Origin of the sequence: Shewanella gelidimarina (genome assembly GCF_023283945.1) — a bacterium.
GTDB classification, from domain to species: domain Bacteria; phylum Pseudomonadota; class Gammaproteobacteria; order Enterobacterales; family Shewanellaceae; genus Shewanella; species Shewanella gelidimarina.
Window position 1 is genome coordinate 63,683 of sequence record NZ_JAKIKW010000022.1, and the last position, 12,497, is coordinate 76,179.

Consider the following 12,497-nt stretch of genomic DNA (forward strand, 5'->3'; position numbering starts at 1 on the left):
TTTAAGACGAAAAAGCTTGGCGGAATAAAAAAGCCGACCGCAGTGCAGTCGGCAAAAGTATTAACCTAGAGTCCCCTAAAGCGGGGACTAAATTGACAAGAAACCTAACGTTGGGCGCTATCACTTCAAAATAGCGCCCGTTTTGTACCTGTTATATAGGTTATTTCTGCGAACGACGTCGCACACCTAACAAGCCTAACAGTAAAACGGATAGCCCCATTGCTCCACCACTAGACTCGCTAGGCTCTGGTTCTGCAGCAACCACTTCTGCTTTAATAGTGATGGTGGCGCTAGCAACTGCAGCTGTCTTAGTGCCATTGCTGACGGTAAGCTCTAAAACTGCGCTGCTATCGGCTTCAACATCCGGCAGGGTGATACTAATATCCGCTGTTGTTGTATCGTCGATAGTGATGATTGGGCCTGAAACCTGCGCCCAGCTATAAGTCAGCACATCGTCAACATTTGGCGCTGTGCTGTCTGTTGCAGATAAACGCACCACAGTTTGCTCTTCAGCGCTAACATTGACGCTACTATCACCATTAATGAGGGCAACCGGCACACCTTCAAGTTGTACTGGACCTACCGTTTCACTCATGCTGACATTATTAACCGTGTGCGATACATCAAAGCTCAATGTTTTCGACATGATTTGCTCAGCAGTATTAAACACTAAGACAATGTTCTGCAGCTCGCTATTAGCAGCTTGAGTCACTGTCCAGCTCAGCGTTTGTCCATCAATAGCACCAGCATGGCTATCACTTTCGATGCTAAGGCCTTCAGGGATACTGGTTTGAATGTTAAACATCATCGCTTCATCGCTGGCATTGGCTGCTAGTTCAATATTAAGTGTGAGCATGTCGCCGGTATTAACCAGTTCACTATCAACAGAGCTAGTGACGTAAGTGGCATTGCGGTATAGCTCAATTGGCATTAGGCCAATGTTGTTTGCCGCGTTTTGCCCTGTGCCAATTTCAAGCGCAGTAATGTACAGAGTGTCTGCTTTAAGATCTTTGTCCCAGTTTAGTACTAGACCGATATCGTCATTGGCGTCTACTTGAGCATTAAAATCTACCGTTACGCTAGCATCGTCTTTATCGATAATCGCCAGTTCAATGGTAACGTCATCTATCGCGTCCGAAGGCGCAGATGTATCACCAAAGTTATGCACTGCAATATAGTAACTACCTGCTTGCGGGTCGTTGACTTCGCAAGTTTCTAAGGCCGTTTCAGTCGCACTCATACAAAGGAAGGTTTCCATTTCGTAGAAATCGTCTGGCTTACCGTTGTAGTTTGCATCGCGGCCAATGTAGAGATCGAGGTCCGGCGATGTGGTGTCTTTGATCCGCGCCACAATGCGCTTGGTATTCGGCGTAACGTTAATCAGTTTTGAGTAGAAATAGTTGCTGTCGTTATAGACATTACCTGGCCAATTAGCTGTGTCGCTATCATCTCGAGGAAGACTGGCTTTAATGACTTCAACTTCAGCAAGTTCAAATACCGCAACTTGTAGATCACTAGTACCGACGGTTGTGATGCCTTCAATGGCTGCGCTGCCCTTATCTTTACCCGTTTCTAGGTAAGTGTCTTGAGGAAAGCTACCTGCTACAAAGGTGCCTATCACCGGCATAGCCGAAGGCGTTAGGTTGGTGTCTGCTGGTGTCAGCAGTAATCTACCCATGCCATATTCAGAGTTAAAGCCATTCGAAATTGTTGCGGTAACATCTAAAGTAATACTTTCACCAGCGGCCAAAGTAAAGCTGCTTGGCGAAGCACTCACCGTTAACCCTTCTACGCTTGCATCACCGCTGCTGGCCCAAGTTGAAGCCGATGTTGCGGTAAATGTACGCGTCCAGTTACAGCTGATCATGCAATCACTTTGCACCGCTGATGGCATGTTCATCTCTTCAGGCTTACCACCAGTATCAGGGTTGGCATCAATATATTCTTGGTAGGTCACATCCATAATGAGACCGGTATTGAGTGCCTTGCTAATACGTATGCTACCGGCACCTGAATCGAAGAAGTCTGATGCGGTTACGCCGTCATCTTTACGAGTATTGAACTCGGCACTGAGCATTAATGCAGATTGCAGTTCAGCTGGAGTCCATTCAGGTTTTAGTGCGGTGATTAATGCCATCGCGCCAGCCACATGGGGGCTAGACATCGATGTACCGTCCATAAAGGTATAAGGTGATTCCGTTTTCTCTTCACGCCAGGGCTGGTATTCAGAGTTGGCCGCATAAATCGCCACGCCGGGTGCTGCAACGTGAGGTGTGAGCCAGCGATTCATGATGGGTTCTGGACCACGAGAGGTAAAGACCGCCGCGATATCGGCACTATCAGGGTCACTTTCCATGGTTGAGCTGCCAATGGTAGCGGTGTGATCGCTACCAGTTGCTAACCAAGCTGTTAATTCATTGCCCTGTGCAGCATCAATATGAATGGCTGGCAGAGCATGGAAATCGGCATCAACGGTTTCAGAACCCCCGTCCATGTTAATCAAGATCATTCCGCCGGCACCACCTGCTAGGGCGTTAGTCCCTTTTGATACGCGAGCGATTTCACCGCGTTGGCAAATCACTATCTCACCATTAAAAGTGTTTGCCTCAAACGGCTCTAAACAGTCAGCATCACCGAAATCAGCCGCATGTAGGACCTTAGCGGTGATCCCTGCAGTTGCTGCTTTACCGGTTAACGTCGCAAGTGAAGACTCTCCGCCAGTAAAGCTAATATCTTTTGCTGTGAAGCTGCGGTCATGGGTATAAGCCGCAACGGTGGTGAGCCAAGGAGCGTTGCCCGGTGAGCCAATCGTTTCAGGTTCTGGCCCTGAGTTACCCGCAGATGTTGCTACATGTATGCCGGCTTCGCGTGCGGATAAAAAGGCTGCAGCATCAGTGTCATACCATGGATTACTCGCGCCACCACCCACAGAGTAGTTGAGTACTTGCACGCCATGTTCAATAGCATGCTCTACCGCAAGTGCAGTTACATCGCTCCAACAACCAGCATCCGCTGCGCAGACTTGGTAAGAAATAATATTCGCATGCGGCGCAACACCACTGATCTGACCGAACGTAAAGTCAGCTTTGTCGCCGACGACGTTATAGATAGGCACGTTTTTGACCACGTTACCGGCAGTGGTTGATGCGGTGTGAGAACCATGACCATTGTGATCAATACCAATAACATCATCACCCTCAGGGGTGTAGTCTGCAAGCACACCGTCGTTAGCCCAAATGCCAATCAACTTATCGTTACAGTAGTGTGCTAGCTCAGAGTCAGCACAGTGTCCAAGGTAAACGCCTTCGCCTAACGGGTTGATGTGGTCATAACCATCACCACCCACATCGGCAAATGAAGGGTTGAAAGCACTGATGCCGGTATCGAGAATACCAACAATAACACCTTCACCTTTGGTCGCTATACCTGTTGCAGTGCCATCCCATGCTGATGGAGCCTGAATATGTTTAGGGCCTGAGTCCGTGGTGAGATGACGGCGCTGAACTTTTTGCACCAGCTTTACACCAGCAACGTTTTGTAGTTGCGTGGCTTCCAGCTCACTTAACTGGGTGCTAAAGCCGTTAAGCGCTATTTGGTAGTTGCTCTCAATGCTGAGTTCTCGATTTAGGCTTGTTTGAGCACGCTGAAGAGTGGAGCCTGATTGTTGAGATAGATACTTCAGATAACTCTGACTCGCAGCGCTTTGTACATTGAGGGTCCCGTTATCTGTGCGCTTGTTGGATTCATTGCTAAGCAGGCTGGTGGCCTTAAGGTTAGCGATATCACCTTTATAGGTTGCTAAAGGTTGGTCATCGAGCAGCACCATATAGAGGTTATCTGTATTACGTTTGCTGGCTTGTAGTTTATTTGTACGCTGACCGCTATCTGCATCTAGGCCGCGACTATCGGTCATATTAGCCTGAGATACAGGGCTTAATACCATGCTGAGCGCTACCGCGATAAGGCTTTTTTTATACGTTAATTTCACCTGGTCTTCCTCGCTATTTATCTATTTTTATAATTTGTGTTTTCCCCTGTTGCGACGGATTGCCGCGAACAGTCAATTTAGTTGGAGTTGTTAATTCGACGTAAACTTGATACCCCATCGAAACCATGTTGAGCAAATAACTCACTACTATTCGACTTCACTTATCCTTCATTTCTTTTTCAATTCCTTTAAATACATGTAGTTATCAATATTGTTTGTATCGAAATGTATCTGTTTTTTTTGCTTTCATGAGTGATCTTTTACAGTGATGTCTTGATGATTAAGGCTGGCTTGAAAAGGGGGGGGATGTCTTGAAAGCCAATGTGGTTGTACGTTACAGGCCAAACAACGCAATAAATACGAGTTGAAGTGTTGGTGCTAGCCGAAAAATGTTGAATTTGACAGACATTTACGTGGCGTTGAAGTTGAAATCGTTGTTTATATGATTAATGCGCTTGGTTTTAAGATGTTGTATTTAAAACGAATGAAGGTTAATTGAAAGAGAAAAGAAACAAAATGAAAGGCGGAATGCTTGTTGTTTGTCTGCAATTGAAAGAAAACCATAGAGGTGGAAAGTTAATAAGTTGTTAGCCGGGTGTAGCGATGTGACTGGTTAGCCTTAAACGATTCGACCAAACAATAAAAATAATGTCGCAACTTCTTAGGGAAAAAATATGTCATTTAAAAAATCTAAATTGGCAACGTGCATAGCACTCGCTGCCATGGTGCCAGCCACAATTGCAGTTGCACAATCAACAGACGCGTTATCTGTATACAGTGCGACCGCAAAGAAAGACCAAATGGTGACTTTTAACGTCTACCTTTCAGATGTGGGTTCACTGACTAAGGCTACGGTTAATAACAAAAAGAAATTTGCCGCTAATCTTAAGCAAGTCAATGCGATGCAGACAACGGTCCTGACTGAAATTATGGCACTCGATGGCAACATCAAGTCACTGCCGGGTGCTAAAATTTTTGGTAACTTTATCCGTATACAAGCGGATGCATCATACGCTAATAAATTAAAAAGCATTGCGGGAGTTAAGGCGGTTGTGGCTGAAGTGACTTCGGCAGTAATACCAGCCAATGCGATGGCGAAGCCTACAGTAAGATCCCTCTCTGCCGCTACTAAAGCCCCTGCATTGGTTGATGATATGACCGCAGGAGAAGGCATTAAAGTCGCTATTATTGGTTCTGGTGTCGATTATACTCACATCGGACTTGGCGGTGACGGCGAAGCTGCAACTTACGGCGCAGCGATGGAAAATGCAGTCAACGCATTCGACGGTTTCCCAACTGATGTTGTGGTTGAAGGCATGGATTTAAGCAGTGATGCAGGTTGGGGTTTAGATCCAAACCCAATCGATCAGAACGTTTATTACACTCGTGAACGTGATGGTGCAAGCCACAATACTGGCCACGGTACGCGTTTGGCGAGTGTGGTTCACTCATTGGCTCCTGGGGCAACCATAGCTGCGTATAAAACCTCGAATGTATCAGACCCTTATGGAAGCGGATATCGCATCAGCGGTGAATCAAGCAGCACATTTATGCTGGCACTCGAATATGCGCTGGATCCTAACCAAGATGGTAGTTTTGATGACCGAGCGGACATCATCGTAGTTGATGCCATTGGTGGTAGTGCATTTTATGCACCATCAGATAATGGTATTTCAGGCTCAGTGGTTGAGGCACATGCGATTGAAATGGCGTCAGCACTCGGTGCATTAGTTGTGGTTAACGCTGGAACGGGCGGCGACTGGTTTGATAACCGCTTTAATATGACATGGCGCGGTGCCGCGCCGAGTGCATTGACAGTAGGCGGTATGACCACCGATGCAGACGACAAGATGATGGTGACTGAAAGCACCCCTCATGGTCCTGTTCGTGGCGCAAATGGTTACAGCAAGCCTGACATGGTTAGCTACGCAGAAGATATTGATGTGGCTGTTGTTGGTGGCGGTGACCAAATGGATACAGCATCAAGCACAGTGATGGCAGTGGCTCGTGTCGCTGCGGCAGCTGCAATACTTAAATCAAAGCGACAAGATCTATCGATGGTAGAGATCAAAGCACTGTTGATGAATACTGCAGATAACAATGTGATGAACCTTGCCAATGAACAGGCAGACTTAGTATTAATTGGTAATGGTGTAGAGAATATCGACGCTGCAATGAACTCTTCAGTGGTGGCTTGGGAGAAAAACAGCTATCAACCAAATCTGAGCTTCGGCTTTGAAGAAGGGGTCGGTGTACAGCGCTTTGTGAAAGAGGTGCAACTGAAAAACCTAGCTGAAGAAACGGTTACTTACCAAGTTGCTATGAGTTCGATGGCTGAGTCAGGTGATGCGGCGTTAACATGGGATGTACCTACCAGTGTTAGTGTTCCAGCGGGACAAACCGTTGTATTCCCTGTGGTATTAGAAATTGATTTTACTAAGTTAGAGAACTGGCCAATTAAGACGGCGAGTGACTTTAGCTCTGAGAACTGGTCGAAAGTAGAGCTGACGGGTCAACTGCAATTAACTGCAGAAGAGAAGCCTACCGTCAATATGAGCTGGTTAGTTAAACCTCGTTCAGGTACTGAAATCTCAAGAGATTTTAGTACCTTTGAAGAGCAGTTTGGCTCTGAACTGGCTCAAAAGTTTAGCCCTCAAGCAGGTGCTTATGTACAACAGTTTACCAATACTAGCGCTACAGAGACTACGTTTGCGGTGTTTCCTGCGATGCATCATCAGAAACAGCTTCCAGAAGGCAAAGAAAACACCCAAGGCAATATGCCGAATGTAGTCGGTGGTGGTGTTTATGACGAAGCCATGTGTACTGTTTCAGGAAAAAAATTAGTGGTTGCAGGCCGTTTCTTTAAGCCTAACGACGCCGGTATGGCGAATCACTTTGATAAAGGTGGCGCTGCGCTAATTTGGTGGAATGTTTATCAAGAGCAGTTTGTGCTCGATAATGAGTTTGATAAAGGGGTGAATGGCGAGCCTTATGCATGGGATGAAACGACTCAGATGGTGATGGGTGGTTTTATTGAGCCCGATGAGAATGGCGCGCCAGCATCATGGTTCATCGACTACAACCAAGAATATGATTGGACTCAACCACGTAAACGTTACATCAAGTCTAAGCTTCCTACGTATATGACAGGTCATGGGCAAAACTTTGTCTCTCAGTATTGCTTAGAAGATCTTTACCACGGTGAGAACATGGACAGCATCGAAGAGCTTGATCAAAATCATGGTTGGATCTTTGCGACTGACCGCGATGCCGTTGCCAATCTCGGCGAGCCGATGATCCAATTCAACCCCGTTAAGTACGGCAAGATACAGACCGATTCCTACTTTGACTGGATGACAGGTGAGTTGAAGGAAGTTGAAAGTAACTCTGGTGGTCTACCGCTCATCTCACGACTGGTCGCAGAGGGTGAGACAAAAGAGTATAGCCCAATGATGACGTTGGCTGCTGGTGAAACAGTAGAACTGGGGATGGCTAACGACTGTAACTTTAGCTTCAACATTGGCGGTGGTGGTTGCGATAACCAGGGGATGATGTTGATAAGTCTAGAGGATAACTGGGGCATGACATCACCATTGGGACAAGGCAGTTATGGATTAATGGCTCACCCGCTTGACGGTCAAATTCACCGTGTTGATGAAGATGCTGAAATAGGGACTGTGCTAGCGAAAGTGGTACTCGACTCTGAAACCTTCTTTGCTTCGGCGAACTTTGACTCTGAGTGGTCTCCGTATTCGTTGAGCTTAGCCAATGCGATACCAGGGGACCCATTCTCAGTGAGTAGCCAAGGTGAGATCATCGTTAGTAATCCAGCAGCCTTGGACTATGATGCTGGCAACTTGAGCTTTAACCTTGAGATTATTGGGCACCAGGGTAATTCGTATACCGCGGTGTCTAACGTGACGGTGATGATTAACAACGTCAATGATATCGCCCCTGAGCTTGTTAGTGAAATGCCTGCGATTTCTATGGATGAAACGGGTGCTGCTGAGATTGACGCCGCTATGTACTTTACTGAAGCAGAGGGTGATGCATTAACCTACACTGCAACAGGATTACCTGAAGGGCTAAGCATTGATAGTGTTTCTGGCATGATTAGTGGTAGTGCAACTGCTGGTGCCGCGGGTGAATATAGCGTTGTAGTGACGGCCGATGATTCAGTTAACAAAACCGAAGCAAGTTTTGTAATGACATTGAATGCGCCAGCACCTGCTCCTGAAGCACCAGCTAATGATAGCGATAGTGGCGGTAGCTTAGGTATTAGCTTACTGAGCCTATTTGCTCTGCTGGGTCTGCGTCGAAAGATTCGTCGATAAATGGCAGTAAACAGATAGGAGGATAACCTCCGATACAAAAAGAGAGCACTTTTAGGTGCTCTCTTTTTTGTCGTTACGCTATTACAAATTGATACAGCTTGGAAGTGTATCTATTCAATTTAATTCAAGTTACTGATTGTTATAGTGGATGATCATTTTTTTGCCATCAGCAATCTACAGTAATTGTGATTTTAGCGTGGTTTATTTCTGCTTGTCTGGGTTAGGCCTTGGTTTACATTACCGGCACGGATAAGATGCATGTTACGTAAAGGTTAATCACAAGTTGATTGTTACTTTTAACATCTTGTTTTATAAGTAATTATTGGAGTGTCGACAATAAATATGATCTTGTTACCAGATCAAAAATACCAGATTGGTCAATGTATCGTAAATTGTCACGACATGACGGTCAGCAAAGGAGCTTTATCGGTTACCTTACCGGCGAAAGTGTTCGAGTTTCTTAAACTATTGATCTTACATGCCGGTGAGACCGTCACTAAAGAGGTGGCGATAGATCAGGTATGGCTGGGTAATATTGAAGTGGGGAAGCGGGGTACAGGCAATGCGATATGGCAGTTAAGAAAAACCATCACCGAACTGGGCGAAGAGCCGGAACGATACTTTAAAACCATCACCAAAATTGGCTATCAGTTACTGCTTCCTCCTGAAGCTATCATTGATAAACCTCGTCCGTCGTCGCTATTCTCCTCTGAAACAGTAAAGCAATCACAATCGTTCATTAAACCAGTGGTGACACTTTTTGGCATCGCATTGATTGCCGTCATCGGCTATTTTTTTGCTTCTATTGGTACAGTAACTAATATGGCTGAGCCGCTCAAGGCAAAGCGTATTACTAATTTTGAAGGAGTAGAGGAGCAAGCCGCAATTTCTCCAGATGGTCGTTTTATGGCATTTCAATGGCGAAGAGAGCAGAAAAAAGCACAGATTTATATTAAAGATTTAACCGATGCTAACGCGCCATTAAGGCAAGTGTCGATGAGTGAAGATAAGGAAACATCACCCGCTTGGTCACCAGATGGGCAAGCGTTGGCTTACTTTCGCTTCAGTAGCACAGGTCGTTGTGAACTGCATGTCAGAGAACTTATTACCAACCAAGATCGACTTATCGACACTGGATGTATCAGTAGTGGCTATCTACACAGTCTTGATTGGTCTCCAGATGGCAACTTACTCGCTTATGCCAAAGCAATTGACGATAGTGTGGCTGTATTTACCTATAATTTTGCCTCATCAGATATCAGTCAATTTTCTTTCCCCACTGCGGGTGAAGAGGATTTATTGATGAGCTGGTCGGCGAGCAGTGAAGAATTAGCGGTAGTGCGCTCTGCAGCGATGGATGCCGCCATTATCATACTGTCACAGTTAAATGATGACGTGGTTAGCGTCATTGAAGGCGAAAGTATGGTGATCGCCCTTGAGTGGGAACAAGCCAGTAACATGCTTTATTTCAATGTCCTGCGTGACGGAGCATTTATGATTGAGCAGTATGATTTTGCGACTCAATCGATTGCCGATTTCCATCAAGATAATACTATTAGCAGCTTAGCGATTAACGAGAAAAGCAATAATCTGTATTACTCTCGTCATCTATCTCAAGAGCATATTACAGTGCGCTCATTAACGGATGGACAGGTAAAACATCAGTTAGCTTCATCCTCTCGTGACATGTTTGGACAGTTTGTGCTGAGCTCGCGAGAGGTGCTTTTTTTGTCTAATCGTAGCGGTACTTGGGAATTATGGGTTAATCAAGAAACGGGCAGTAAACAACTGACTCATCTGCAGGGGATTGTTGGTGTGCCAGCAGCATCACCGATTGATGAGCAATATGTATTACCTATAAAACCGAAAGGGGCAAAGCACTACGACCTCTACTTAGGTTTTGTGGGGGGTGATGAGCCCACTAAAATCAGTGGTATTGAAGGTGATGTTAGAAACCCTTCATTTTCTAATGATGGCAGTAAGATCTATTACTCATCAAATGTAGATGGACATTGGAGTCTCTATGCCTATCATTTTGATAGTCAACAATCTGATTTTGTAGTGGGGCATGCTGCAAAGTATGGTATTGAGGATAACGTTGGTGGATTGTATTACAGCCGAGATAACCAGGCTGGGATCTATTATCATCCTCATGATGGTGGTGAAGAAAGGCTGATAACAGCCGAACTGTCGACGAGTGATTGGGGGAGTTTCTTTTACCAAAATGATGCGCTGTATTTTTTAAAGCGCTCCGACATCAGCGATCAAATTATTGAGATAGCAGCTGATAATCAACAGCAGTTACTATTTACTTTACCCGCTGTGAGTATTCGCGGACAACGTGCGTTGGCAAAAGGGGATGACAATACTATTGTGGTGAGTATGTTAGGAATTAATGATGCCGATATTTACAGTGTGTCGTTAACTGCGCGTCCTTAGAATCTGTTTTTCACTAAGAAGCGCCATTCCCAGCTATTCACCTCTGCGCCAGTGGTAAACGGAACACTGAAATCAATATGGGCAACGTTGCCATAACTTGATTTAGACGAGTAGATCCTCGCACCAATCCCGACGCTTCCAATAACGCCAGGGATCTCGTTGTTGCCATCATTGCCCCCCGTTGCTTGACCCACATCGGTAAAGGCAGCCCAGCCCAGCTCTGCTAATTGATAGAGATTAATATTGGGGTAATTACGGACTTCAGCAGTAAATGCCCATTGATTGTCACCATATTGATAGTTGTTAGGGTAACCACGGATCCCGGTGTCATCGCCGAGTGCGAAGGGCCTATCAATATAATTGTTTTGCGAAGTGCTGAGCCTGAGTTTGGAATAAGCGGTCCACTTAGGGGTGATATGGTAGAAGTACTCTGCGGCAACATTCACCTTGTAATAGTCTTTTTGAGTGGTGGCAAACACACCTTCACCATCCATTTCTAGCAGCAGTAAGTGATCTTTAGCTTGGAAGCCACGGCTAGACTGCCAATTGATGTGATAACCAACAGGGGAGTCATCGTTGAGATCGCGGGTTTCAAAGCCTAACTTTACATAGTGTTGCCAACCCAAATTAAAGTCTTCGTTATAGTTAATGAGGTGGACGTTGTTAAGGACTTTAAAGTCATCTTGTAGATATTGATAGGCTACCCAAGGGTAGAGGAAATCACGATCTTGAGGCAGTTCTGATGCTGGATACTCCTCTATATTATCAAATTCATGCTTATCTTGAGTGAGCCCGGTTATGATGCGAGAAAGCTCATCACTGCTGCGATTTAATAGCCAGCCGTAACGGGCACTATTGTAGGTGACAGCATGCTCAAATTCATTAAACTCTTGGCCGTTTTGTTTCAGGGTATCGACTCGGAGATCATCTAAATACTCAGCCGAATACATATTGCTGCCATCAAGTGTGTAGAAGGGTTTCTCAAAATATAGATGGGTTGCTTGGCCATCACTGTTATCGTAAAAGTCAGCCGCTATGGTGGCATGTTCGATAAAGTTGAGGGGGGCTTCAATCGCAAATTTGTAACCAGTACGATCGGCATTAGACTGGTACTTGAAACGAGTTCGGATCCCTAAACCGAGTAAATTGTCCTCTTTAATACCGATAGAAAACTTACTCTCACCGCCGCTACGGCCGAGACTCACCGTGGGCAATAACGACCAATTATCCCACGTCTCAACCAGGATGTTTTCACCACCATCATCGATGACATCAGCATCTGGTGCGGGCTGAGCAAATTGAATGTCAGCATCACGAATAAAGGGCTCTGCGCGTAATATGCGTTGCACTTCATCGAGGTCTTTTTGGCTTATACTTTCATTTTCTTTAAAGCTGAGCTTGTCGCGAATGACGTAGTCGCGAGTATTGATATGTAAGTAGTTGGCCCAGCGGTGAATAAAGAAAGTGTCGGGGTCGGACAGATCAAAGATGTCATTGCTTTTAACGACAATACTGTTGATGTGCTTCTTTTGTTCATAGTCTTGTGGTTTAACTTCTACTTTTTTCGTCGTTATCTCTTCAGCACCAACCGCACTGGTCAGTGCGTAAGTTAACAAAGCTAACGTCGAACAGCTAAATCGAGTCATAGGCTGGGGGAGTCCTAATGAGATAACAATAATTACAAATAGGTTACATAGCTATAACACATGGAACAGTTAGGTTAGTCAAGCATAAGA

General features: G+C 45.4%; 4 protein-coding genes. 2 read left to right on the forward strand and 2 right to left on the reverse strand.

The features are described 5' to 3' along the window. Positions 1-160: 160 nt before the first annotated feature. On the reverse strand, positions 161-3,988 hold the full coding sequence (locus L2729_RS17100) for a S8 family serine peptidase (protein WP_248989348.1): 3,828 nt from the start codon (positions 3,986-3,988) through the stop codon (positions 161-163). Positions 3,989-4,662: 674 nt separating this feature from the next. Between L2729_RS17100 and L2729_RS17105 the strand changes: the two genes are divergently transcribed. Next, on the forward strand, positions 4,663-8,322 hold the full coding sequence (locus L2729_RS17105) for a S8 family serine peptidase (protein ID WP_248989349.1): 3,660 nt from the start codon (positions 4,663-4,665) through the stop codon (positions 8,320-8,322). A 327-nt stretch (positions 8,323-8,649) separates the two neighbouring features. Beyond that, the gene (locus L2729_RS17110; RefSeq protein WP_248989350.1) at positions 8,650-10,761 is read left to right on the forward strand and encodes a winged helix-turn-helix domain-containing protein; all 2,112 of its coding nucleotides are present in this window, start codon (positions 8,650-8,652) and stop codon (positions 10,759-10,761) included. Here the strand turns inward: L2729_RS17110 and L2729_RS17115 are convergent. Continuing rightward, entirely contained in the window at positions 10,758-12,407 is a 1,650-nt protein-coding gene (locus L2729_RS17115) for a BamA/TamA family outer membrane protein (protein WP_248989351.1), read from the reverse strand. The two genes, L2729_RS17110 and L2729_RS17115, sit on opposite strands and share 4 nt — an antisense overlap. Positions 12,408-12,497 lie beyond the last annotated feature (90 nt).

Coding starts and splice junctions, on each gene's coding strand:
- L2729_RS17105 (WP_248989349.1), top strand. CDS start 4,663: ATGTCATTTAAAAAATCTAAATTGGCAACGTGCATAGCACTCGCTGCC.
- L2729_RS17115 (WP_248989351.1), bottom strand. CDS start 12,407: ATGACTCGATTTAGCTGTTCGACGTTAGCTTTGTTAACTTACGCACTG.